20 protein-coding genes are annotated in these 23,852 nt (G+C 64.0%); 11 read left to right on the forward strand and 9 right to left on the reverse strand.

Features of this window, described 5'->3' with window-relative positions:
• Positions 1–514 precede the first annotated feature (514 nt).
• Entirely contained in the window at positions 515–1,135 is a 621-nt protein-coding gene (locus JF52_RS0115085) for a Fic family protein (RefSeq protein WP_033107431.1), read from the forward strand.
• A gap of 80 nt (positions 1,136–1,215) precedes the next feature.
• Here the strand turns inward: JF52_RS0115085 and JF52_RS0115090 are convergent, their stop codons facing one another.
• Genes JF52_RS0115090 through JF52_RS0115100 form a run of 3 tightly spaced genes read right to left on the reverse strand, consistent with a single transcriptional unit; the run spans position 1,216 to position 5,473 of the window.
• On the reverse strand, positions 1,216–3,006 hold the full coding sequence (locus JF52_RS0115090; RefSeq protein ID WP_033107432.1) for an SAVED domain-containing protein: 1,791 nt from the start codon (positions 3,004–3,006) through the stop codon (positions 1,216–1,218).
• On the reverse strand, positions 3,003–4,469 hold the full coding sequence (locus JF52_RS0115095) for a ThiF family adenylyltransferase (protein WP_033107433.1): 1,467 nt from the start codon (positions 4,467–4,469) through the stop codon (positions 3,003–3,005). Before JF52_RS0115095 ends, JF52_RS0115090 begins: the two co-directional genes overlap by 4 nt.
• A complete protein-coding gene (locus tag JF52_RS0115100) occupies positions 4,466–5,473 on the reverse strand; it encodes a nucleotidyltransferase domain-containing protein (protein WP_033107434.1) in 1,008 nt (335 codons plus the stop codon). Before JF52_RS0115100 ends, JF52_RS0115095 begins: the two co-directional genes overlap by 4 nt.
• A 306-nt stretch (positions 5,474–5,779) precedes the next feature.
• Between JF52_RS0115100 and JF52_RS0115105 the strand changes: the two genes are divergently transcribed.
• Genes JF52_RS0115105 through JF52_RS0115115 form a run of 3 tightly spaced genes read left to right on the forward strand, consistent with a single transcriptional unit; the run spans position 5,780 to position 7,523 of the window.
• Positions 5,780–6,148 carry a helix-turn-helix domain-containing protein gene (locus JF52_RS0115105; RefSeq protein ID WP_033107435.1) on the forward strand — a complete coding sequence of 123 codons (369 nt, stop codon included), beginning with the start codon at positions 5,780–5,782 and terminating at the stop codon, positions 6,146–6,148.
• A gap of 3 nt (positions 6,149–6,151) precedes the next feature.
• Entirely contained in the window at positions 6,152–6,703 is a 552-nt protein-coding gene (locus tag JF52_RS0115110; protein ID WP_033107436.1) for an ImmA/IrrE family metallo-endopeptidase, read from the forward strand.
• Between the two features lie 7 nt (positions 6,704–6,710).
• A complete protein-coding gene (locus JF52_RS0115115) occupies positions 6,711–7,523 on the forward strand; it encodes a TIGR02391 family protein (protein ID WP_033107437.1) in 813 nt (270 codons plus the stop codon).
• 335 nt (positions 7,524–7,858) lie between these two features.
• Here JF52_RS0115115 and JF52_RS0115120 read toward each other — a convergent pair whose 3' ends face one another.
• Complete coding sequence (locus tag JF52_RS0115120) at positions 7,859–8,335, reverse strand: hypothetical protein (protein ID WP_033107438.1); 477 nt, start codon at positions 8,333–8,335, stop codon at positions 7,859–7,861.
• A gap of 68 nt (positions 8,336–8,403) precedes the next feature.
• Complete coding sequence (locus JF52_RS0115125; RefSeq protein ID WP_033107439.1) at positions 8,404–11,466, reverse strand: hypothetical protein; 3,063 nt, start codon at positions 11,464–11,466, stop codon at positions 8,404–8,406.
• A 265-nt stretch (positions 11,467–11,731) separates the two neighbouring features.
• Between JF52_RS0115125 and JF52_RS0115130 the strand changes: the two genes are divergently transcribed.
• Complete coding sequence (locus JF52_RS0115130; RefSeq protein ID WP_033107440.1) at positions 11,732–12,841, forward strand: SIR2 family protein; 1,110 nt, start codon at positions 11,732–11,734, stop codon at positions 12,839–12,841.
• Between the two features lie 336 nt (positions 12,842–13,177).
• Here JF52_RS0115130 and JF52_RS0115135 read toward each other — a convergent pair whose 3' ends face one another.
• Genes JF52_RS0115135 through JF52_RS0115150 form a run of 4 tightly spaced genes read right to left on the reverse strand, consistent with a single transcriptional unit; the run spans position 13,178 to position 17,600 of the window.
• Positions 13,178–14,719 (reverse strand): UxaA family hydrolase, encoded by a 1,542-nt coding sequence (locus tag JF52_RS0115135; RefSeq protein ID WP_033107441.1) that lies wholly within the window; start codon positions 14,717–14,719, stop codon positions 13,178–13,180.
• Positions 14,716–15,486 (reverse strand): SDR family oxidoreductase, encoded by a 771-nt coding sequence (locus JF52_RS0115140; RefSeq protein WP_033107442.1) that lies wholly within the window; start codon positions 15,484–15,486, stop codon positions 14,716–14,718. Before JF52_RS0115140 ends, JF52_RS0115135 begins: the two co-directional genes overlap by 4 nt.
• The gene (locus tag JF52_RS0115145) at positions 15,483–16,535 is read right to left on the reverse strand and encodes a (R,R)-butanediol dehydrogenase (RefSeq protein WP_033107443.1); all 1,053 of its coding nucleotides are present in this window, start codon (positions 16,533–16,535) and stop codon (positions 15,483–15,485) included. Before JF52_RS0115145 ends, JF52_RS0115140 begins: the two co-directional genes overlap by 4 nt.
• Positions 16,536–16,562: 27 nt before the next feature.
• Positions 16,563–17,600 carry an Ldh family oxidoreductase gene (locus JF52_RS0115150; RefSeq protein WP_033107444.1) on the reverse strand — a complete coding sequence of 346 codons (1,038 nt, stop codon included), beginning with the start codon at positions 17,598–17,600 and terminating at the stop codon, positions 16,563–16,565.
• A gap of 190 nt (positions 17,601–17,790) precedes the next feature.
• Between JF52_RS0115150 and JF52_RS0115155 the strand changes: the two genes are divergently transcribed.
• Genes JF52_RS0115155 through JF52_RS0115180 form a run of 6 tightly spaced genes read left to right on the forward strand, consistent with a single transcriptional unit; the run spans position 17,791 to position 23,847 of the window.
• Positions 17,791–18,885 carry a mandelate racemase/muconate lactonizing enzyme family protein gene (locus JF52_RS0115155; RefSeq protein WP_033107445.1) on the forward strand — a complete coding sequence of 365 codons (1,095 nt, stop codon included), beginning with the start codon at positions 17,791–17,793 and terminating at the stop codon, positions 18,883–18,885.
• Positions 18,886–18,935: 50 nt separating this feature from the next.
• On the forward strand, positions 18,936–19,955 hold the full coding sequence (locus tag JF52_RS0115160) for a DctP family TRAP transporter solute-binding subunit (protein ID WP_152594919.1): 1,020 nt from the start codon (positions 18,936–18,938) through the stop codon (positions 19,953–19,955).
• Between the two features lie 4 nt (positions 19,956–19,959).
• Entirely contained in the window at positions 19,960–20,511 is a 552-nt protein-coding gene (locus JF52_RS16665; RefSeq protein ID WP_052167102.1) for a TRAP transporter small permease, read from the forward strand.
• The gene (locus tag JF52_RS0115170) at positions 20,511–21,797 is read left to right on the forward strand and encodes a TRAP transporter large permease (RefSeq protein ID WP_033107446.1); all 1,287 of its coding nucleotides are present in this window, start codon (positions 20,511–20,513) and stop codon (positions 21,795–21,797) included. Before JF52_RS16665 ends, JF52_RS0115170 begins: the two co-directional genes overlap by 1 nt.
• Before the next feature lie 30 nt (positions 21,798–21,827).
• Positions 21,828–23,162: an enolase C-terminal domain-like protein gene (locus JF52_RS0115175; protein WP_033107447.1), complete on the forward strand. Its 1,335-nt coding sequence runs from the start codon at positions 21,828–21,830 to the stop codon at positions 23,160–23,162.
• 16 nt (positions 23,163–23,178) lie between these two features.
• Positions 23,179–23,847 (forward strand): GntR family transcriptional regulator, encoded by a 669-nt coding sequence (locus JF52_RS0115180; protein WP_033107448.1) that lies wholly within the window; start codon positions 23,179–23,181, stop codon positions 23,845–23,847.
• Positions 23,848–23,852 lie beyond the last annotated feature (5 nt).

Below are 23,852 nucleotides of genomic sequence, written 5' to 3' on the forward strand. Positions count from 1 at the left end.
CAGCCGCCACAGCGATCAACGAGGTCGGCGGACTCCAACTTGCCTCGGAACTCCTCGAACACGCTGACCCAGTCGTCATCCGCGAGCACCACATCTGCCGCAACGAGACGGTGAACCCCCTCGCGGCGGAGCAGGGGCTCAGCGAGGCGAGCTGATCGTGCGGGCGTGATCGATTGTTTGATCGGCCGTGCAACCTCAGCCTCCCAGCTTGTGACAGATACCTGCCACATGTAATGAGTTGGGAGGCGCACTGCCATCGGTGGATTCCTGACCGATTCCCGCCTGTCGGTTTGCCTAGAAGGCCCCAGAATGGTGCGGTAAAGTTGAGTGCTGGCATACGAAATGCATGAAGGAGGACGGCGATGAAGCGCAAGGCGATCGACCAGGCCGCTGTTAAGCGTGCCGCCGTACGCTCCACACGTGAGTCAGCGTCGCTGGAACGACGAACCGTGCCGGCAAACTATGTTCGGTCGGCAAAGATCGGACGCTTTGTCGTGGCCCGTAGCACGCAGAAGTGACGCTCGATCCGGGTTACGGCGAGACTCCGCTCCCGTTCGATGAGCTGGATGCCCTGACTCCGGCGGCTCGCGAAGCCCTTGAAGAACCGATCACGAAAGCGGCCGTCTACGACCTCGAACAGGCCGTTGAAGCCGAGGTGACGGAGCAGCTCATCACCGACGTCCTCGAAGACCGACTCGGGCTTGACGAACTGCTCTCAGATCGCTTCCTGCGAGAACTGCACCAGAGACTGTACGGGGATATCTGGATCTGGGCAGGGACGCACCGGCGTCATCTCTTCAATCTCGGAGTCGACCCTGCCTACATCGCGCTCGAGTTACGGACCTCTATCGAAACCATCCGGTATCGATGGGATCACACCGAGGACTGGACACCGCGCGAACTCGGTGTCGCTGTGCATGCTGAGTGCGTGCGGATCCACCCATTCACTGATGGGAACGGCCGGAGCACCCGCCTGTATGCAGATCTGACGTTCCTCGCTGCTCAGGAGTCAGAGGACGTCGAGATGTACAACTGGTCGATCGACAAGAAGCCGTACATTGAACTTCTCCGTGCGTACGACGTCAATCGTGACCCCAAGCCGCTCGCGGCCTTCATCCCCATATACAAGCTCTAGCGCCGCGATCTGCACCATGATTTTGTGACGGGTGTGTCAGGAGCCCGAGACGAGACTGGGAAAGTTGGGATGCTCTTGACTCAGCACTCGCTTTGTTCTTCTAAGACGACTACGTCTGTGATTGGCCCTCCGGCGATGCCAGGTTCGAGGATCAGGGCTGGCGAATAGCGTGAATCACTCGTATCGCTGTTCTCCCACTCATAGACCACCGTGCGGAGGGTGTTGAGATAACGCCCGATGAGGATGGCCATCGGATAAGGACCGTGGAACGCAAGATGCACCTCTGCACGACCGTTGGCGGCGGCTAGTTGTTTGATCTGCCGCGCGATGGCAGCGCTGAGCCGTCCTGCCTCTCTAGAATCGATCCGATCTGAACCGGTAACTGAGATCACGGCTGCTGTCGTGAACGGTTCGGTTGAATCATGCAAGAGACGTTCAAAGGCTGTCTCGTCGGGAGCGGGCGTCAGACTGATGAAGATCGCGGCACGATCTGGGACCTCAGGTTGACGGGGTCCCGGAAGAGTGAGACGCGTGCTGTGGACTTGGGTGATCATCGGATCGTCTTCGGGGGTGACAGATGTCCAGATCTGATCGCGAGCATCGAGCACCTCGACGTTGCCGATCTTGGTTTCAGGAAGGGCTGCTCCGATAGCAAGGGCAACCGAGAGGTGTGCCCCGCCGGAGATCCGTGCAGTTTTCGCGCCGGAGGCGTACACGGCGTCTCCAGTGAGCGGGAGAGTCGTCTTGAGGTGTTCAAGCCCATCGCGGGAAGGAAAACGTCCGTTGTCGGATGACTTGATGCGGATGTGTAGGTCGTCTTCGTCGGCTTCGAGGGCAAACGGCGTGGGGCGGGTCTGGACACGGATGCTGAACGGCCGCCCCTCCTCGCGGATTTTCGGTCGTCGCTGCTCGACCCGGTGCATGAGTAGATCACGCACGATTTCTACTTCACCGGTCGGAGCCAGCATGTTGCTTTGCTTCTTGTCTGCGAGCGTTCGCGCGGGTGAGAGTCGTAGGAGGCGGTCGGGTCCGTCGTAGTCGCACTTCGATCCGTTCCCAACCCGGGGAATCGCATTTGCGATACACAGGCTGAATGCCGAATCGTTGTCGAGTTCGAGTAGGCGAGGCAACTCGCGTTCGCGAACGATTTCGCTGTAGACGATCTCCGGGGTCACGACGAGAACACCAGCCGAGAGCCCTTTGGTGAGCGCCTGTTCGAGCCGGTCGATAGTCGTCCCGGCTCGCAGATCGCTGTTATCTCTCCACACGACAAGCCCCGCGGCTCTCAGGAGGCCCTCGAGAGATTCGGCATGGGGCGTTCCGTCTGACTGTCGGTACGAGATGAAGACCGGACCGTCTCCGCGCACGGCTCCATCGGGCAAGGGGCCCAAGGGCGCGAACCTCGACGCTGGGAAGGAAACGTCCGCTTTGGTACTGGTGATGCGACCCAAGCGGTGCCGTTGGGCGACCAGTCCGATGAACGGATCGGTTCGGCCAGGCGCATAGACCAGCAGCGCTACTGGGCCATCGCTGCTTTTCGCGATTGCACGCATGGCGGCGACGTCCGTCGGACTCGGCCCCGAGGGGGCGGGATGACTGTGCCATTCGCCGATATAGCCTGTCGGATCGTCATCTGCTCGTCCAGCGAGGAATTCTTCAAGGAGCTCGTTCGCCCGGACGTCGTCTCGAACGTAGCGATTAGTGCCGGCCTGCCCGTCGACAGTCAGGGCGTGGGTAACAACGATGTTGCGTCCCTCCCTGTACCCGAGAAGGACCCCGCCCGTTTCGAGCGGAAGCTGCTTTGCATTCTCGGAGGCGATCGTCTCGTGAGCATTGCCGCTCAGCTCGATGCGAGCAGGCAAGCGCGTCACAGTTCACCTCCTTGTGGGCTTGATGCGATGGTTCGCACCTCTCCCGCCGGATGGAGCGGGCTGTTCGTCAGTAGTCCGAGCGCATGTCGTACCGTTGCTGCAGCCGCTTCAATCACCGCGTACGGCGGAGTTGGTGAGATTGGGCTTCCGCATCCGGCTTCGAACACATCCGCTGTGGAACGCTCGGCATCGAGCGCCGAGGGCGGGTGAGGAGTGGCGCCGTCGAGTGGCGGTAACACGTCGATGCGGTACGTGGCACCATCGTTCTGAAGCGCAGCCGAGAGAACGCGTGTTCCAAGCGACTTGGCCGCGACATGGAGGAGTGCCGTGGTCGCGAAGTCAGCAGTCGCATTGACAACAAGATCGTGATTCTGAAGAAGCTCGACGGCTGCGTCGCCGGAACTGATGTTGTCATCAACGACTTCGATGTCGGAACCCTGGATGTCGGCGCGAGCCACAAGGTGACCCTTTACAGCTTTGCCCTTCGTCAGCCCGACGGCTTCGGGGCCAACGAGATGGCGAACGAGGTTGCCCGGCATCACGACGTCTCCATCAACAAGAGTCAGATGGCGGACACCGGATCGCACGAGCGTGTCTGCCACGAAGGAGCCCAGTGCGCCGACACCAACGACAGCGACACGGCGATCACTGAGCGCGAGGGCAAGGACGCCTGCCCGAGCCTGTCTGGCCGCGTTGGTATCTGCTCCTGAACGAAGGCGTCTGACGGCGATCCCGCCGGCGGTCGTCGGCCAGACGTCTAGAGCGATCGCGCCGTCGTGAGCGCCACGTCGATAAACAAGAACGAGAACGGCAACTGTGTGGTCGCGAATCCGGCGTTCCAGATCTACTGTGGGATCGATCAGCGCCGCAATGTCGTCCCACGTTCGGGGAGGGGCGACCACCTCTCCAAGGTCGGCAACGTATCCGAACCGGTCCTTGCTGTGTTTCGAGACCTTCGCTGGTCGCGTGCCTGTTCCGATTCGCATGACGTCGTTCTTCGCGGGACGGAAGCGCACAAAGCCGTTTCGGTGCTGCTCGAGATCATCGTACAGATAGACACGAGCGTCCTCGGACAGGTCGAAGTACCGGTCGAGGTCGAGATCGAGACGATCGTCTGGCCAACCGGCGTCTGCTCGCTCGAACCAGGCCGTGATGTGCTCGACGAACTCGCTGGCCTCGGTCCACCACAGTCCGTCATGATCGTCCTCGGCGATCAGGCACAGTGAGCCGTTGAGCTCCCGGTGCCAGGACCAGGGCACAAGATCGAGCTCAACCGGGACGACACGCGGCGGCTGGAACGGGAACCGCGACCGCAGCGTGATGAGCACCTCCGTAGCTCTACCGGAGTGCGAGATGGGTCCCCTCCATCCGGCGTCGCTTTCGGTGAAGCCGCCACGGATGAGACCCTCTTCAAAGTGTTGCCGCGAGTAGGCGATGTAATCGTCGTACACCGTGAGGCTCACCCGAAAGTCCTTGTACCAGCGGGCACCACCCGGGCACCAGCAAGGATTGCGGACGCGCGCTTGCTGCCGTCTTCGTTGAAGCCGGGCGGCATCGGGAACACCATCTTGTCGTCGCCGTTCTTGCCAAGGAGTTTCTGGAAGGCAAGCGCCGCCTTGCCCTCATCCTCCTCTGCCAGGGCATCATCCGCTGAGATGGCTGCATCCGCGAACCGAGTTCGCGCCGCCTCAAGTTCCTCGTCCGAGGCACGTATGTGAATCGTCGCACCAGCCAGGGTGGGGTCGTTCACACCGATCCCGTACGTCACGAAATTCTCGATGATCTTGCTTACCTTGGTCAGTGCGGACACGTAATACTCCGCTTGGTCGCTCCCAGACACGGCGCCCGACGCGAAGGCCTGGTAGGTCGCCAGTTCGAAAAAGAAGCCCCCAGGCTTCTTTTTGCCGAGTTGGGCGCGCCGGGTCTGGCGGAGCAACTTGACCGTCGGTACGTAGTAGCCATCGTGAGCTGCGTTCATCTCGCTGGACAGTGAGGTTAGTCCCTCAGGGTTAGTGCGTACCCACTCGTTCTCGTCACCCTTCTGCGGGATCTCCCATGTCTCTCCGTCCCAATGGGGACGAGCTGGGACGGCATCGACGTAGAGGTCGTACTCGGGGAAAGAGACCTGGAGGCTGCGGTCTTGACGCTTGGTACGTCGGTGCCCGTCGGAGTCAGTGCCGAATTCCGCGTGCAACACGGCAAAGAACCTATCGAGGATGTCCTTCGATGTGACGTCGCTCGGCATGTCAGGGAGGCGCACGAATACGTCGACATCTTTGATGCGTTTGATCGACACGTTGCGCTTGTATGAACCGATCAACACGGGGGAGACGCCGTACTCGGTGAGCTTGGCGTCCGCCTCGAGGGCATCGCGGACCAGCCGATGCGCTTCTGGCGCGTTGGTCTTGTCATCGCTGGGCTCGATGGAACTCAGCGCATCCTTGAACTGCTGTTTGAGGTGAGCCATCGGCTCCTCCGATTCGGATTGTAGGGGGTCGGTGTTCCGAGTCTTCCTCACACCACCCGACAGTGCGAGGAAGACTCGGAATGGGGGCTACTTCTTCTTGCCGCTCTTGCCAGTGCTCTCGTTGGTCGTCGTCTTGGGGTGACTCTTCACGGTTGACTGCTTCACAAAGCGCCCGGTGATGGCGCTACGCCCTCGCTTACCTGCCATTGCTCTCACCCCCTCGTGTTCCAAATTCGATGTTGTGTTTCAATTCTAACACAGCCGTGTCGAGAGTGACTTGGTGTTGCACATGTGAGACACTCGAGTATGGCCAAAACAACGATCAACACGGCCGCGCTCTACTCGGCGCTCGACGCTGCCCGCCAAGAACGCCAGCTCTCGTGGCGAACGCTGGCAGGTGAGATCGGTGTGAGCCCGTCGCTGCTCTCAAGGCTCGGCAACGGACTGAAACCTGACACCGACGGATTCGCAACGATCATTGCATGGCTCAGGCTCCCTGCCGAGGGCTTCTTTGAGCGCGATGGCGAGAGCAATGCCGACGACGCGCGTGAACCAGATCTCATGGCGCAGCTCGCGCCCCTTCTCCGGGCCCGCAAGGATCTAAGCGAGACGGATATCAACTACCTACAGCAAGTAATCGGCCTCACCGTTGAACGCGCTCGGGCGAAGGGATGATCTGTGCGTCGCGGATTCAAGACCGAGGCGAAGCGCCTTGCACTGGAGCTTCGGACTGAAATAGGCCTCGGCGCGCACGCGCCCTTCGACCCGTATGCCTTCGCGTTGGAGTACGGAATCGCTGTCGTTCGACTCAGCGAACTCGACGGAGCAGCCCGCGAGCATTTCCTGAAAGAACAGGGGAGCGCGCTGTCAGGCGCGTTGATCCCAGACGGCACAGGAGCTGTGATTCTGGAGAACGATGCGCAACCGCTCACACGGAGGCGGACCACAATGTGTCACGAACTTGCACACGTTGTTCTTGAGCACTCATTTGGTGTCTCGCTGTCCGACGAACGGAAGTGCGGGCTCGGCGGCCAGCAGGAGGAGGAAGCCAACTGGCTCTCTGGCGAGATGCTCATTCCCCACGACGGCGCCTTCCGGCTGGCCCGAGCCAACGCCACAGATGAGCGTGCAGCTCAGGTGTTCGACGTGAGTCTTGCGGTTGCCCGCTGGCGAATGAACCACAGCGGAGCGCGCAAAGTCATGCAAAGGGCTCGTGCCAAATGGGCGTGAACCACACATGACCAACTCGATCAGCGCCTTTCCCCTCGGGACTATTGAGGGTGTCGCCAAGATCGTCGGTGACCTTTACAGTGGCACCGAACTCACACGCATCATCGCCGAGGTGCCGCTTCGCTCTGACCCGGGCGAAGGACACACCAAATGGCGTCGACTCGCCCACGCTGTCTCCAGCAATCAAGCAAAGATCGGTAATGGGAATGCGCTGGTAGCTCTCGTGCGGGCGGCAATGCGGCCGGAACGCACACTCGATCGCAAGTCCCGCGCAGACATCGCACGCGATGAACTCAATCAGGTGCTATCGCTGGTGAGCCTCAAAGTGCTCGCTGACGGACGAGTAGCGACGGCAAAGAGGGCGTCTACTGACACTGAGGCGCTGGCTCGCTCTGAGCGGCTCTACAAGATTCTCGAACAACGCGGAGCACATGCTGAAGTGCTTGCGTACTGCCGCGAAGATCTCCTCCGCAAGGATTACTACGAAGTGGTCTTTGAGGCCATCAAGGGTCTGGGGGCACGAATTCGTTCTCAGACCGGTGTTGATGCCGATGGATACGGCCTCATCGAGAAGTCGATGGCCGGCTCAAGCCCATTACTCCGGATCAACGAAGGGCTAACCCGAACCGAACGGGACGAGCAACTCGGCATAGCCAACCTCGCGAAAGGTCTGTTCAGCGCCTTCCGGAACCCCGTGGCTCACGAGCCCAAGCTGTACTGGACGATGAGCGAGCTGGACGCACTTGACGTTCTGGGAACGCTGTCCATGATCCATCGTCGGCTGGACACAGCGACCTCACGGAACGGTGAGGGAACCTAAGCATTGCTGGAGCTATTTCAGTCGACCTAACAGCGCGGATCGCGAGCGCGGATGCGTCGCTAGCTGTAGGTGGGGTTGTTGTTGCTGGGCTATCGATCAGTAGTCGATTCCCCGCCACCCGAGGCCTGACCACCCTCCTGTGGGATGCTCTGGACACCGACGTCGCCACGCGATCAAAGTTGGCCAGCGCACTCGGGCGTAACGATGCTGACGCAAAGTCGCTTGTGGGTGACGACTGGGCCGACGTGGAGCAAGCATGGGCGGCGGTCGCGGGTAGCCCAGCCTCCCGCTACAGGTTCCAAAATCAGTTCGCCAAGCTCGCAGCGTGCTGCAGGCTAGGCCTGCGTTCGCGGATCGAAGCCAGCCGCAGTGCGCGGCACGAGAGTGGGCTCGATCGCCTCACCGAGGTGGTGGATGCGCCAGCTGCTGATTGGCACGACCGCGATCTCTGGGCGCCACACGAGTGTCACGTGCATTGTTGCGGGGACGGCGGCGATGTCATCGTTGAGATGCGCATCGGTTTCGACGAGGCGCACGTAGGCGACGTCCGGTGCCCCGATACCGAATAACGCTGTGGTGCTGATCTTGAGACCTGATGAGAAGACGGATCGAGCTCGGGAGAAGTCTTCCCAGGTGCCAAGCGATTCGGGAGTGACGAATGCGCCGCCTAACAGTTCTCCAGCGTTCGCTTGTTCCATCTCGAGGCCGGTACGAAATACATCGACGAAGAGTGATGGATGCCAATCGGGGCGCGACTCGTAGGTCACCATCGCGTCGTCTTCTTCGGTCCAGTCAGTCGGCTCGTCGCTCATCTGCCCATAGTGGCAGGGGGCGCCGACATGAGGGCGAGGCGGTCCTCGGTTGCGTCGGTGTGTCGGATCTAGGGGGCCTCTGCGCCGCTGAGGGCCGTGCGGACGCTGTACGCGGGGTCGTCGGCCAAGACAGCGCGCACATCTGCATGATTCCCATTGGCTTGGTCCGCGAGTGCGCGTGCGAGTGCTCGACGGACGCGCGCGTCGGGGTCCCGCGCCAAGCGGATGCCGAGGTGTTCAGGTTCGCCGTGCTCAACCCACTTCAGCGCCACCAGACTTCGGATAGCCCATCCTTGCATCGAGAGAAACGCAAGGTCGTCTTTCACCGTGTCACCGAGACGTTGCAGCGCGATGGTCGGCCAGTAATCGGCCTTTTCGCCGAGTAGCGCGTAGACCACGCGTCGGACTTCTCTTCGCTGGTTATCGTTGCCTGCGAGGCTGGCGGCAAGCGCTAGCGCCTGCCCGCTACTTCCCTGGGGCATCCCGTTCATGCGGAAGCCGCCGAGCTTGTGGGTGTACTGGCCGTTGAGTTCGTCGTACTTCGACGGAGTGGGCGAGGTTGCGAGTCGCATGGCAGTCTCAAAATGACTTGAACGGTGGGCTTTATTGAGATGACGTGTGAGATTGCCTGCCGCGTTTAGATAGTCCGCGCGATCGCTCGAGCCAAGGTGCGGATCATCTGCGCGAATCAGTAGTTCGGTAACCGCGGTGTTGATTGAGTCTGAGGGCAGATGACGGATGAGAAGTGAGTCGCCGATCGCATTCGTGCCGACGCTGTAGACGCCGGCGACGTGGGCAAGCGGTGTGGTGAGCCGCGCCAAAGCATCGGTCGCGACGGCCGGATCGATGTCGGTCGGGTTGGCGAGTGCCAGCGTTTCCTGTGCCCAGTGGTTGCGTGCTGCGGCGAGTACGGTGAGTCCGTCGCGTGCGAGCGTCTCGTACTTGCTGATCGCATCGTGGGCAGTCTCACTTCGCGCGCCCTGCGCTCTGCCCAGAAGCGGCACAAGATGGGCGATGGCCCGTGGAGCGAGGTTCGGATGGCTGAGCGCGATTCTCGCCACAGCAAGCGCTTCATCGTCATCGTGGAACCGGTAGTGGTTTTCCTGCACCTCCGGTTGCCGCTCAAAGTGCTCCAACGCGGCGGTCGCCGGTTCGAGAGCGATGCGGCCGGCAATACCCGCCAATGCTTTGATCGCGTTGTTATAGCGCGAGGTGGCAAAGGAGCGCAGATCGGGTCGGGTACCTTCCTCGGCTGCTGCGAGCTCCGCAACGATATGCTCCGCGATGAAGTCCACGAGGGTGTCCGGCACGAGATCCGCCTGGGAAGCGATGAGGCGGTAGGTGGCGCCGACCGTCCAGTAGTTCGGCGCGTCCAGATTTTCCGTGATGTCAAGGAATTGAAGCGGCAGTGACTTGCCCAGTGAGTCGATCTGTTTTGTCGCACCGACCTGCGCGAGGTGATGAGCGGCGAGGGTAGGTTCGTCAGAATCGATCAGGATCGAGGCAAGCACGCGCCGCGCGCGTTCTTCTTCTACCAAGTCGCTAGTCGCGACCGCATCGCGCAGCGCGCGCTGCGCGGAGATCGCCGCAGATCGCAGGGTGCCCTCGTTCAGTCCTGATAGCGCGTCGACGTAGGCGTCATGGGCCGTCGGCACGATTGGCCTTGAGGTGCCCATTTCCCGGACAGCGGTTTGCAGAGGGAGTAGCTCGTTGCTTGTGAACGGGTTCCAGCGTGAGCGGAAGGAACGCCTGCTGAAGATCCACGTCGATGCTTCGCCCCACTGCGAGGCAAGCGACGCAAAGCCGGAGGCCTCATCCCAGGCCAGGTCGGCTTCCTTGAACTTCTCGTATCGAGCGAGGCTGCGTGCGTGGCGAGCGGCGATGAGCCCGGAGACGCTATATCCGTGGGTGATCTTTCGAGCATCGGCAAGAAGCTCTGCCCAGTCCTGCGTCGACTCGGCGATGATCAGGCGAAGGCGAGTGCGTCGTATTTGATCGAGACCAGGAAGACGGGACAGCTCGGCCAGGGTGGGGACGGCGCTGCTCAGCCAGTCGGAGCGGTCGTTAGCAATAGCTGTTTCGCCCGCAAGGAGCGCGAGGCGCACCTGGTCCTCGGGCTCCCCAAGCCGCAGCTCCTTGATGTCCGGAAGGTAGCCGAGCGGATTCATATAGAGGTTGATCGCGCTTTCGGTGACCTTGCGGCAGGCATCTACTGTTGGGGCAATGTCGGCCTGAGTTGTTAGCTCCGCGAGACGTGACTGCGTTATCTGGGCGGTTGCCGCGAGGCCTTGCTCGAGTGCCGACCAGAACTCATCGAGAGTGTGGCGTGCCGCCTCCTCGGCTCGTCCGTTGAGAGCCAAGAGGCGCACGCGCTCCTTGTCGTGAGACGCCGCATGAGGCTTGAACCCTGCATTTTGCAGGGCAGCCTGCCCCTTCTCGATGAGCGCAAGCGCCTGTTCGGGATCGGTCGTTTCAGCCGCCTTGTCGAAGAGCTCCTGGGCGCCCGTGGAGACCTCTGGGGTGCGTGCGATTGCCTCGCGCACCCCGGCAGCATCGGCGGTGGGGACTTGGGTGACGTCGATCTTGAACTCGTGACAGAAGGCCTCGGCGGTGGGCATACCGAAGTACTCGATCACGATCTCTGGCCGCTTACGCAGGAGCGCCGAGAGTTCCTGCGCATCCCAAAGGTCGAGAACGATTGGGTGAAGCTCCTTGCGCTGAACAGCGAGTTCCTCGACTGCGCCGGTGCTCTTGACGGCGCATGCCACGCCTAGGATCAGGCGCTGAACCGTGAACGGCTGCTCCACATTGCGGAACTTCTTGATCGCGGCGGTGAGTTGAGATTTTCCGAACTGCTTGTAGTTCTTGCTCTGGAGAGCGACGCCCGCACCATCCGGCGCCAGTGCAACGATGTCGAGTCCGAGTTGGGCCTGCCCGCGGTCTCCGTAGAGCTGTGCTTCGCGAAGTCCTTCGACGTCTCGCATCATCCGTAGTTGAAGGCGCTCGAAGTTCTCCCAAGAAAGGGAGGTGAATGGAAGCTCCTCGAGCTTGCCGATCACCGGAGCCGGGGTGGTGACCGACGCCGGCGCGTAAAGCGATGAAGCCAGCGACAGAGGTTTCCAGTCAGCCACAAAAAAACTCCCGCCTCGCCCAGCCCCGATCGCGCCCTGAACTAGGGGACGAACCCGTCGACTCCATCCTACGAGGGGCGCTAGAGCGCACTCCTGAACCAAGTCCCGACGCCAAACGTGGGGGACACCCCGTCACTGGCCCGCATCTCATGCGGCGAAAGAGCCGGCCTCCAGGGCCGATGCCATCCGCCCGGAGGCGTGGGCACTTTTCGTGCCTGCCCCGCGTCGCTGGTGAGGGACGGGTCGCCGCTGCCATGCTGATATCGTGCAGACGAATCTCAATACGGCCCGTGAGTGGGTGGCGCAGGCGGGCGGCCGAGTCCTCTTTCTCTTGGGCGCGGGTGCTTCTAAACCTGCGCTTCCGGTCTCCGCTGAGCTCACTGACATCGTGCTCACGAGCATCGATGAGGCGACAACCAACTTCGCCGCTGAATCGCGAGTCCCGGAGCTCTGGCGGGATATTCGTCCGGTGGTCTTATCGATGGGCTCAAACATCGAGGATCTCTATCAAGCCGTCGAGACGTTGACCTATCAGGACTCCGACCCAACGCGGTTCTGGGTGAACGGTTTCATGGAGTTCCCTACCTATGGCGGTGACACCGCAGCGCTGGCTCGAGACGCGCAGTGGATTCTCGACATGATCCAGGGGCATGCGCTTGGTGCGCTTGATGCTGCTCAGGCGAACGCTCCTCTCGACCACTTCGAGCCGCTGCTTCGTGCCGACAAGACTGGCATCGTCACGCTCAACTACGACCAGCTCATTGAGCGGGCTGGTGAGAGGTTCGGTGTCGAAGTCTCCACAGGGGCCGAGCTGTGGGCTGGAGGCTTCCAGTGGCAATTCGAGACAGCAGCCGTGCCTCTCCTGAAGCTGCATGGCTCCATGACCTGGCGCGGCTCTCGATCCACCAACCACGAAAGCGGGAACCTCGTCCCGGCTGTGGGCTTCTATGAAACGAATGGTCTCAACGAGGCGGCGCCGAATCGACTCCTGACCCCGACCGTGATCTTCGGGTCGGGTTCGAAAACCACTCCCTTCTCGGCCTTCCCAGCGTTGACTCGTCAGTTCCACGACTGGCTTGAGGAATCAGAGCTGCTGGCCGTCGTCGGCTACTCCTTCCGCGATCAACATGTGGATGCGGCGATCCGCCGCTGGGCTTCGTTGTCACCGTCCCGTCGCATCGTCGTGATCGACCCTTACCCGCGTCGCCACATCGGCCAAGACGAGGACACACTTGGCGGATTGCTTTGGGCGATGGATGCGGAGTACCGGACGCCGGACGCTCATGCTCCATCAGTGGCTTCCACCTTCGGACAAAACCGGATCATCTTTCTGACTGGAGGCGTGGAGAGCCAGCTCCCGCTGCTGGTTGCTTAGCCGTTAAGCAACCCTCGGGCTGAGCCCTGAGCCCTGAGCCCTGAGCCCTGAGAGCTCGGCGGTCGAAAGCGGGGACCAAAAGGGGACCAGAATCATGCAAACCATGCATTGCATGACGTGTCCTGCATGATCTGATCCGCGGAACTACGCGGTTCTTGGCCCGATTTGGGCCGTTTGGACGCCTGGGGGTCAAGGGGTCGCAGGTTCAAATCCTGTCAGCCCGACCGATGGGTTGTTGGCAATACTGATTGCAGAGCGGTCGAGAAACGGGAAGGGCACTGGCTTCGAGCCGGTGCCCTTCTCATTTTCTGCCCCCTCATATCCGGGGCCCGAGGGTCAGACCACGGTAGAGAGCTGCCAGGGGACGAATTCGTTGTCGCCGTAGCCGAGCTCCTCGCTCTTGGTCTTCTCGCCCGAGGCGATCCGGATGATGAACTCGAATATCTCCTCGCCCATCTGCTCGATCGTCTTCTCGCCGTCGACGACCGACCCGCAGTTGATGTCCATGTCCTCGGTCATCCGCTCGTACAGCGGCGTGTTCGTGGCGAGCTTGAAGCTCGGAGCCGGCTTGCACCCGAACGCCGAGCCGCGACCCGTCGTGAACGCGAGTACCTGTGCGCCACCGGCGACGAGACCGGTCGCGTTCACCGGGTCGTAGCCGGGGGTGTCCATGAACACGAGTCCCTTGGCTGTGACCGGCTCGGCGTACTCGACCACGTCGACGAGGTTCGTCGAGCCGCCCTTGGCGGCGGCGCCGAGTGACTTCTCGAGGATGGTGGTGAGCCCGCCCGCCTTGTTGCCGGGGGAGGGGTTGTTGTTGATCGAGGTGCCGTCGGCGGTGACGTGGTCCTCCCACCAGCGGATGCGCTCGTTGAGCTTGTCGGCGACTTCGTCGCTGACCGCTCGGCTGGTGAGCAGGTGCTCCGCGCCGTAGATCTCCGTCGTCTCGCCGAACACCGCTGTGCCGCCGTGTCGGATGAGGATGTCGGCCGCGGCTCCGAGTGCAGGGTTTGCGGTGATGCCCGAGAACGCGTCCGATCCGCCGCACTCCATCGCCAGCACGAGCTCCGAGACCGGGACGGGCTCGCGCTCTGCCTTGTTCACCTCGGGGAGCAGCGCTGTGACGCGGCGGATGCCCTTCTCGACCGTGGCGCGCGTACCGCCGAGCGCTTGGATCGTCATCGACGACACCTTGCGGTCTGTGGGGACGTTCTTCCAGCTCTGCGTCATGTCGCGGATCTGATTCACCTCACAGCCGAGGCCGACGGCGATGACTGCGCCGAAGTTCGGGTGGCTGGCGTATCCGTGCAGGGTGCGGCGCAGGACGCCGAAGCCGTAATTGCCGGCACCGCCGGTGCCGCATCCGGTGTCGTGCGTGAGTGCCATGACGCCGTCGACGTTCGGATAGTCGTCGAGGATCCCGCTCATCTCCACCCGCATCGCGATCTGCTGTGCGGCGGTGGCCGAGCAGTTCACAGAGGTGATGATCCCGATGTAGTTACGGGTGCCCACCTTGCCATCGGCGCGGCGGTAGCCCGAGAACGTGCGGCGTTCGGCCTCGGGCACCATGACGGTCTCGCGCAGCGCAGTACCGGCCACGCCCACGCGGTCGAACTCGCGGAACTCGACATTGTGCACGTGCGCGTGCTCACCGGGCTCGATCACGCGAGTGGCGAAGCCGATCACCTGCCCGTACTTGTGGATCGGAGCATCCTGCTCGATGCGGCGCACAGCCACCTTGTGACCGCGCGGGATGTCGGCGGGTACCGTGAGCGTCGCGCCGTCGAGGGTGTACGCGCCTGCGGCCAGGCTGTCGCGGACGATGCGCACGTCGTCGCCGTCGCGCAGCGACAGTGAGAGAGAGGCGAGATCAGTCATCGTCCCAACCACCCTCCGTCGACGGGGAGGACGGCCCCGGAGACGTAGTCGGATGCTGCAGAGGCGAGGAAGACCGTCGCGCCCGCGAGATCGTCGGATCGTCCCCAGCGTCCCGCCGGTATGCGGTCGAGGATCGCCTGCGAGCGCTCCGGATCGTCCTGCAGAGCCTGTGTGTTGTCGGTGGCGATGTAGCCGGGGGCGATGCCGTTGACCTGCACACCGCGACCTGCCCACTCGTTCGACAGGGCCTTCACGAGACCGGCGACGCCCGACTTCGCTGCGGCGTAGCCGGGGACGTTGATGCCGCCCTGAAAGCTCAACAGGCTCGCCGTGAAGATGATCTTGCCGGCGCCGCGTCCGAGCATGCCCTGCCCGACAGCACGGGAGAGCACATACGGCGCGGAAAGATCGACCTCGAGTACCTCATCCCACCACTCGAGCGGGTGCTCGGCGGCGGGGGCGCGCTTGATGGTGCCGGCGTTGTTGACGAGGATGTCGACCCGTCGTCCGGTGAGCTCCCCGGCGAACGCCGTGACGGCGGCACGGTCGGAGAAGTCGACGGTGTGCGCCTCGAATGAGCGGCCGAGGGCGGAGACGGCCGCCTCGATGTCGCTGCCGGATGCCTCCAGCGTCGCGCTCACGCCGATGATGTCGGCGCCGGCGGCCGCGAGGGCTTCCGCCATCGCGAAGCCGATTCCGCGCTTCGCGCCGGTGACGACGGCGAGCTTTCCGGAGAGGTCGAAGGCGGTGGCCGGGTCGAAGGTCATCGTGTTGCTCCTGTGGTGACGGGTGCCTCGTCGCCCTGCACGTCGACGAGGATCTTCATCGCGCGGCCGGCCTCGAGGTCGTGGAAAGCCTCTTCGACGGCGTCGAGAGCGACGACCTTGGTGATCAGTGCCTCGCTCGGGATCGTGCCCTCGGCGAGTAGCTCGACGGCCTTCTCGAAGTCGGTGCGCTCGTAGACGCGGGCGCCGAGGATCTCCAGCTCTCGCCAGAAGACGCGCTGTAGATCGATGGGGCGCGGGGTCGGGTGAATCGCGACGACGACGATCGTGCCGCGCACCCTGGCGAGGTCCGTGGCGCCCAGCACGGCGGCGGCCGCACCGGACACCTCGAAGACGACATCGGCGCCGACGCCGCCGGTCCACTCCTCGATCCAGGCCTTCTGATCGACCGCGGTGGGGTCGACGGTGATGAAGCCGAGTTCCTCGACCTGCCCGCGACGAGTCGGGTCGACTTCGAGCACGGCGACGTCGGCGCCGAAGGCGCGGGCCACTGTGGCGATGAGCACTCCGATGGGGCCACCGCCGATGACTGCGGCCTTGGACCCTTCGGTCAACCGCGAGCGCCGCACGTCGTGCACGGCGACGGCGGTGGGTTCGACGAGCGCGGCGGTGCGCAGGTCGAGTCCCTCGGGGAGGCGGACGAGCAGGTCGGTTCGCACGTTCCAACGCTGCTGCAGGGCGCCGGGGGAGTCGATGCCGACGAAGTTCAGATTGTGACAGATGTGCTGGTTGCCGGCCCGGCAGGCAGGACAGGTGCCGTCCCAGTCGAGCGGCATGACGGTGACGCGGTCGCCAACGGCCCAGTCTTCTACGGAGGAGCCGACGGCCGTGATCTCGCCGCTCATCTCATGGCCGAAGGCGAGCGGGGTGGCGACACGGGCGTCCATGTCGCCGTGGAAGATGTGCAGGTCGGTGCCGCACAGCCCTGTGTATGCGACGGAGATCTGCACTTCGTCCTGGCCGGGCGACGGCTGCGCGTCGCGGCGCTGCAGTTCGATGGTCTTGTTTCCGGTGTAGGCGGCGGTGAGCATGGAGGCGGCTCCTGTGGGGCGTGGGGATCAGAGTGGGCTGACGGGCGCGACCCCGAGGCGTGCGAACAGCTGCTGCAGCGCGTCGACGGTCGTCGGTGCAAGCGCGACGGCGGATGCTGCGGCGCGGCACCTGTGGTGCTCAGGGTCTCCGGGGGCGAGCACGCTCTCTCCGGTCGAGCGCACGCGCGCCTGCAGATCGGCGGCACGATCGGCGGTGTGCTGCGCGCCACTGAAGGCCGCGGTGTCGATCGCGATGAGCAGGTGGCCGGTGTTCATCCGGTGGGACGGAGTAGACCAGATGTCGGTGGTCTGGAACGCGTAGTGGGCGTTCGTCAGCGATGCCGCCAGACCTTCGAGCAGTACGGAGACGGCGGAGCCCTTATGACCGCCGAACGGCAGCAGGGCGCCCGCCATCGCCTGGGCGGGATCCGTGGTCGGAGCGCCTGACGGGTCGATCGCCCACCCCTCGGGGATCTCGGATCCGGCACGGTTCGCGGCAAGCACCTTTCCGTATGCGCCGGCGCTGGTGGCCATGTCGGCGGTCAACGCGTGGTCCTCGCTGCTCGGGATGCTGATCGAGAGCGGGTTCGTGCCGAGGACGGCCTCCGCGCCGCCGTAGGGCGCAACAGTCGGACCGGTGGTCGAGGTGACGATGCCGATCATTCCGGCGTCGGCGAGCATCTGAGACCACCAGCCGCCCGCGCCGAAGTGCGTGCTCCCTTCGACGGCCACGGTGCTGACGCCGTGTGCGCGGGCGAGATCGATCGATTTCTCCGCTGCAGCATGTGCGGCGACCTGACCGAACGCGCTGTCGGCGTCGAGGATCGCGACGGCGTCGGCACCCGAGCGCCAGCGGAGGTCGGGGCGGGGATTGATGCCGCCGGCTTCGACCGCGGCGACGTACAGCGGCAGGCGCAGCAGCCCGTGCGAGTAGATACCGCGCTGATCGGCGGCGATGAGCGTGCGAGCGACGAGCTCGGCGTCGCCTTCCGGCACGTTGACGGCGACGAGCGCCGCTGCCGATGCGCGCTGCAGATCTTTCGGAGCAAGAGATATTTCGGGCATCGTTGCCTTCCTTGCGACATGCGTCTCTGGAGTCGAAGCGGGGATGCGAAGGATCCTACATGATTTATTCGGTCGTTCCAGGGTTGCACGGCGTTTGGGTTGACAAATCGTGCACGATCTCCCTAGTCTCGCCACAGACGTCGATACCTGTCACGACAGGGCGTCTCACAACCCGAGATCAACGGAGATCATGAGCATCATCACCAACGCCACCGCGCGCCTCGTCGACATCCCAGTCGAAGCCGCCCGATCGGACGCCGTACAGAGTTTCCAGTCGCAGGAGACCCTGATCGTGGACCTCACAACGGATGCCGGTATCTCGGGCCGCGGCTACAGCTACACGATCGGAACCGGCGGCACCGCCGTGCTCGCGCTGCTGCGCGATGTCTTCCTCCCGCGCCTGATCGGGCATGACATCCGCCGCTACGAGCGCATCTGGTTCGATCTGTTCGCCTCGACCCGCTCGACCGCTCCTGGCGCCATCACCGCTCTCGCGCTGGCCGCGGTCGACACGGCCGTATGGGATGCGAACGCCAAGCGCCTCGGCGACCCGCTCTCCATCGCGGTCGGCGGTGCGCGCGACGAGGTCCCCGTGTACGACACCGAGCACGGGTGGCTGCACCTGTCGGAGCAGGAGCTCGTCGACGGCATCACCGCGGTGCGCGACGGCGGTATGCGTGCAGCCAAGGTCAAAGTCGGTGCGCCCACGCTCGCTGAGGACGTGCGCCGGCTGAGCGCCGTTCGCGACGCCGTCGGTGACGACTTCGAGATCTTCGTCGACGCCAACCAGTCCTTCACCGTCCCCGAGGCCATCCGCCGGTCGCGCGCCTATGCCGATCTCGGCATCGGCTGGTTCGAAGAACCACTGCCCGCCGATGACGTCGCCGGGCACCGCCAGCTCGCACAGCACAGCGCAGTGCCGATCGCCGTCGGTGAGACGCTGTACTCGGTCGGGCAGTTCCAGACCTACGTCGACGCCGAAGCGGCTTCCATCATCCAGGTCGACGTCGCCCGCATCGGCGGCATCACGCCTTGGTTGAAAGTCGCGCACCTCGCCGAGGCCGCCAACCTGCCCGTCTGCCCGCACTTCCTCATGGAACTGCACGTGAGCCTCACAGCCGGCGTGCGCAACGGCCGCTACGCGGAGTACATCCCGCAACTGCGCGCCGTCACCAGGAACGAGGTCGAGCTCACCGCCGCCACGCTCCGCGCACCCACGACCCCTGGGCTCGGCATCGACTGGGACGACGACCGGCTCGACGACCTCTGCGTCGCGACCGCGTGACGAGACCCGTAATCGCATACCCTGCATCACCCATTCGAAGGAGAATCATGATGAAGAAGAAGACCCTGCCCCTGGTGGCGACCGCCGCCGTCGGCCTGCTCGCACTGAGTGGCTGCGTCGGCACCGAGGCGCCGGCGGCAAAGGGCGACGCCGCGGGCGGCGCGGACAGCGACGCCACCGTGCTCCGCCTCGCCTACCAGTACGACGAGACCCACCCCGTCGGTGCGTGCGGCATCCCCGCGCTGAACGAGTCGCTCTCCGGCTCCGGTCTCCAGGTCGAGGGGTACCCCGCCGGCCAGCTCGGCAACGAGGAGGAGAGCATCCAGCAGGTCGCCGACGGCAGCCTGGATCTCGCCATCGGAGGTCCGTCGTTCCTCGGTCTCTACGAGCCGAAGGTCGCGATGCTCGACGCGCCATACGCGTTCGCGGACGTCGACCAGTTCGAAAGAGTGCTCGACGGCGAGGTCGGCCAGGAACTCTGGGACAGCCTCCGCGAGAACGGCGACCTCGAGGTGCTCGGAGCCTGGTACTACGGCACTCGCCAGGTCACCAGCAACAACCCTGTCAACACATATGAGGACCTGAAGGGGCAGAAGCTGCGCGCCGCGAACGCCCCGATGTACCTGACCATGGCGGAGATCATGGGAGGCGCTGCGACGCCGATGGCGCTCGACGAGGTGTACCTCGCGTTGCAGCAGGGCACGATCGACGCCCAGGAGAACCCGATCCCGACCATCGCATCGCAGAAGCTCTATGAGGTGCAGTCGTACATCAACCTCACCGGCCACATGATCCAGGGCGTCATGCTGCTGGGCAACGCGTCGTCGATCGAGGCGCTGTCGGCAGAGCAGCAGGAGGCTCTGCGCAGGGCGGGTAAGGACGCACAGGCGGCGGTGCGCGAATGCGTCGAGACGCAGGAGGCCGACTTCCTCGAGGAGTGGACGGCCGATGGCGAGGTCACTGTGAACGAGGACGTCGACGTCGACAGCTTCCGCGAGCGCGCGAGCGAGATCGTGCCGAAGAACTTCCCGGAGTTCGCGGACTTCTACAAGCAGCTGCAGGAGGGCTGATCCGATGACAGAGGTCGCCCCCTGGCACCCCGAGTTCCCGGAGCGCAGATCAAAGCTCTACCGTGTGCTCGTGCGCGCGGAGATCACCGTCGCCGCTGCGCTGCTCGTCGCGCTGTTCGCCCTGATCATCCTTCAGGTGTTCACCCGCTTCGTGTTGAACTCGCCGCTGATCTGGACCGAGGAGCTCGGACGCTTCGTGTTCGTCTGGTTCGTGTTCGTGGGGGCGACCTTTGTCACCGCGCAACGACGGGGAATCGTCGTGGAGATCGTCCAGGCGAGGAGCACCGGCCGGATCATCTCTCTCATGGAGGGGTTCGCCGCGCTCGTCGGCGCCGTCGTCAACGGCCTGCTCTGCTATGCGTCCATCGAACTCTCGACCGGGCGGGCGGCACAGTTGGCCATGCCTGCCACCGGTATCCCGTACCCCCTTCTCTATCTGTCCGCCGCGCTCGGTTTCGCGCTGCTGACCGTTCATTCCGTGGTCAATGGCGTCATCGCTCTCAGGTACCCGTCGCAGTACCGTGAGCGCCACGTCGAGGTGGAGGCAATCGACTGATGTGGACTCTCACGTGGATGATCGGACTGCTGCTCATCCTCCTCGCAATCCGTGTGCCCGTGGTGGTGGCGCTGTTCGTACCGTCGCTGCTCTACATCGCCCTCGACCCCGGCGCGAAGTGGGGAGTCGCGGCGCAGCAGACGATCTCGGGCGTCGACAGCTTCCCGCTGCTGGCTGTTCCGATGTTCATCCTGCTCGGCAACATCGCGAACGTCAGCGGTGTGTCCGACAAGCTCTTCGACGCAGCCACCGCCCTCTTCGGCCGTGTGCGTGGCAGCCTCGGATACGTCTCGATCGCGAGCAGCTTCGGCTTCTCGTGGATGAGCGGAGCTGCGATCTCCGATGCCGCAGCTCTCGGGCGTGTGCAGGTGCCGGCGATGACCAAGCGCGGGTACTCCTCGAGTTTCGCCACCGGCATCACGGCGTCCGCATCGCTCATCGCTCCGATCCTTCCGCCCTCGCTGCCGGCGATCATCTACGGCGTGGTCGGCGGGGTTTCGGTGGGCGCGCTCTTCGTTGCGGGTATCGTGCCGGCACTGGTGCTGGTCACGCTGCTCACGGTGACGGTCTGGTGGATGATGCGCAAGCGCGATGATCTGCGGCTCGAGCCCGTGCACGGCTCGGAGCGCTGGATCCCCGTGCTGAAGGCCCTCCCGCCGATGGGTGCCGCTGTCATCGTGCTCGGTGGCATCCTCGGTGGCGCGTTCACCCCGACAGAGGCGGCTGGCATCGGTGTGGCGTACATGCTCGTGCTGTCAGCGTTCTACCGGGCGCTGACCTGGAAGAACATCAAGACGATGCTGCGCTCGACGGCTGAGACATCCGGCGTCGTGATGCTCATCGTCGCGGCATCCGCGCTGTTCGGGTGGGTGCTGACCCGTGAGCGTGCGCCGCAACTGGTCGCCGAGGCGATGCTGAGCATCACGACCAATCCCGTCGTGTTCCTGCTTCTGCTGAACATCCTGCTGCTCATCGTCGGTGCGTTCATGGACGTCACCCCGGCCATCCTGATCCTGGTGCCGCTGATCGCGCCGATGGCCGGCGACTACGGTCTCTCGCCGATCCATCTGGGCATCGTGATCATCTTCAACCTGCTCATCGGCCTTCTGACACCACCTGTCGGTCTCGTGCTCTTCGTGCTCTCGAGCGTCACCGGCGTCTCGGTGCAGCAGGTCACGAAGGGTGTGCTGCCGTTCTTCATACCGCTACTGGGCGCACTCGTCCTCATCACCTACTTCCCGTTCCTCGCAACCTGGCTGCCCGGGCTGCTCGGAATGGGCGGCTGACGCCGTCACACGTCTGGAAAGGACAATCAGATGTCGAAAATCATGTCGATCGAGACGAGCGACGTGCGGTTCCCGACGTCGCTGGAACTCGACGGATCGGACGCCGTCAACGTCGATCCCGACTACTCAGCCGCGTATGTGCGGATCATCGCCGAAGACGGCGAGGCGGGGTACGCGCTCGTCTTCACCGGCGGGCGCGGCAACGAGATCGTGGTCAAGGCGATCGAGTCCTACGGTCAGCTGATCGTCGGCGAAGAGCTCGATGACCTCGTCGGCGACCTCGGCGCCGCGGCGAAACAACTCGTGCACGACTCGCAGCTTCGCTGGCTGGGGCCCGAGAAGGGCGTCTCGCACATGGCGGCGGGCGCGATCATCAATGCGTTGTGGGACGTCGCCGCGCGCCGTGAGGGCAAGCCGCTGTGGCGCTACCTCGCGGACCTGACGCCCGAGCAGGTCGTCGCCGCGATCGACTTCACGCACATCTCCGACGCGCTCACGCCCGACGAGGCACTTGAGATCCTGCGCCGAGGCGAGCAGGGCAAGGCCGAGCGCATCGCCGAGCTGGAGCAGAACGGCTTCCGCGCGTATACGACCTCGCCAGGATGGCTCGGCTACACCGACGAGAAGATGTTGCGCCTCACCCGCGAAGCGGTCGCCGACGGCTTCGAGCTCATCAAATTGAAGGTCGGGGGCAGCCTTGAGGACGACATCCGTCGCTTCGAGCTCGTGCGCGCGGAGGTCGGCCCCGACTTCCCTGTGGCGATCGACGCGAACCAGCGCTGGGATGTCGAAGACGCCATCGCGTGGCTCGAGCCGCTCAAGCGGTTCGAGCCGTTCTGGATCGAAGAGGCCACCAGCACGGACGACGTGCTCGGCCACGCCACGATCCGCAAGGCCATCGCGCCGATGCGCGTCGCGACCGGTGAGGCCGTCCAGAGTCGCATCATCTTCAAGCAGCTGCTGCAGGCTCAGGCCATCGACGTCATGCAGATCGACTCGGTGCGCGTCGCGGGCGTGAACGAGAACCTCGGCAACATCCTGCTCGCGGCGAAGTTCGGTGTGCCGGTGTGCCCGCACGCCGGTGGCGTCGGGCTGTGCGAGCTCGTACAGCATTTCTCGTTCTTCGACTACGCCGCCGTGGCCGGCACGCAGGATGACCGCTACATCGAGTTCGTCGACCACCTCCACGAGCACTTCGCCGAACCGGTTGTGGTGACGGGCGGTCGCTACCGCGCGCCGCAGCAGCCCGGCAACGGTGCGGAGATGCTGCCCGATTCCGTCGCCACGTGGACCTTCCCCGACGGTCCGGGCTGGCAGGAGCTCGAGCGCCGGGGACTGCGCGCCGCGACACGAACAGCCCGATAGGCGGCAGGCTAGAGGGATGAGCGAGAACTCCACCGAGACGCCGGAAGGCGGCGTCTCCGCGCACGTGTATCAGAAACTGTTCCGGATGGTCATGTCGAACGACATCGCCCCCGGTTCACGGCTGAACATCGACAAGATCGCCGTCGAACTCGGGGTGTCGACGACCCCGGTGCGCGAGGCGCTGGCGCGGTTGGAGACTCAGGAGCTGGTCACCAAGGAGCCCATGCGAGGCTATTTCGTCAGTCCGATCATGAGCGGCGAGGAGTTCGACGACCTGTGGGAGTTTCGTCTGCTGCTCGAAGTGTACGCCGCCTCACGCGCGGCGGAGAGGGCGAATGCGGACGACATCGATCGGCTCCGCCGTGAGCTCGCGAGCATCCGGCCGGTCCGCCTGCTCGATGATGATTACACCTCGATGGCGACCTTCCGCAACCACGACCAGTGCTTCCATGAGCTCGTCCTCGACATCGCGGGCAACCGTCAGGCGAGCAAAGCACTCGCGCAGGCGCACGTCCACACCCGGATGCTGCGCATGCGCTTCGCGCCCCTCGACGGCTATCACGCCATCCAGGAGCACGACGACATCATCGACGCGATCGCGGCCGCCGACCCCGACCGCGCAGCCGAGGCGATGCGCACACACGTCCAGAACGCACACGAGCGCATCCGCGCCTATGCACAGTGAAGTTG

Origin of the sequence: Microbacterium profundi (genome assembly GCF_000763375.1) — a bacterium.
GTDB classification, from domain to species: domain Bacteria; phylum Actinomycetota; class Actinomycetes; order Actinomycetales; family Microbacteriaceae; genus Microbacterium; species Microbacterium profundi.

Bases quoted from the DNA above. Each gene is read 5' to 3' on its own strand.
- JF52_RS0115100 (WP_033107434.1), bottom strand. From the start codon at position 5,473: ATGGCTCACCTCAAACAGCAGTTCAAGGATGCGCTGAGTTCCATCGAG.
- JF52_RS0115105 (WP_033107435.1), top strand. From the start codon at position 5,780: ATGGCCAAAACAACGATCAACACGGCCGCGCTCTACTCGGCGCTCGAC.
- JF52_RS0115115 (WP_033107437.1), top strand. From the start codon at position 6,711: ATGACCAACTCGATCAGCGCCTTTCCCCTCGGGACTATTGAGGGTGTC.
- JF52_RS0115120 (WP_033107438.1), bottom strand. From the start codon at position 8,335: ATGAGCGACGAGCCGACTGACTGGACCGAAGAAGACGACGCGATGGTG.
- JF52_RS0115135 (WP_033107441.1), bottom strand. From the start codon at position 14,719: ATGACTGATCTCGCCTCTCTCTCACTGTCGCTGCGCGACGGCGACGAC.
- JF52_RS0115140 (WP_033107442.1), bottom strand. From the start codon at position 15,486: ATGACCTTCGACCCGGCCACCGCCTTCGACCTCTCCGGAAAGCTCGCC.
- JF52_RS0115145 (WP_033107443.1), bottom strand. From the start codon at position 16,535: ATGCTCACCGCCGCCTACACCGGAAACAAGACCATCGAACTGCAGCGC.
- JF52_RS0115150 (WP_033107444.1), bottom strand. From the start codon at position 17,600: ATGCCCGAAATATCTCTTGCTCCGAAAGATCTGCAGCGCGCATCGGCA.
- JF52_RS0115155 (WP_033107445.1), top strand. From the start codon at position 17,791: ATGAGCATCATCACCAACGCCACCGCGCGCCTCGTCGACATCCCAGTC.
- JF52_RS0115160 (WP_152594919.1), top strand. From the start codon at position 18,936: ATGAAGAAGAAGACCCTGCCCCTGGTGGCGACCGCCGCCGTCGGCCTG.
- JF52_RS16665 (WP_052167102.1), top strand. From the start codon at position 19,960: ATGACAGAGGTCGCCCCCTGGCACCCCGAGTTCCCGGAGCGCAGATCA.
- JF52_RS0115170 (WP_033107446.1), top strand. From the start codon at position 20,511: ATGTGGACTCTCACGTGGATGATCGGACTGCTGCTCATCCTCCTCGCA.
- JF52_RS0115175 (WP_033107447.1), top strand. From the start codon at position 21,828: ATGTCGAAAATCATGTCGATCGAGACGAGCGACGTGCGGTTCCCGACG.
- JF52_RS0115180 (WP_033107448.1), top strand. From the start codon at position 23,179: ATGAGCGAGAACTCCACCGAGACGCCGGAAGGCGGCGTCTCCGCGCAC.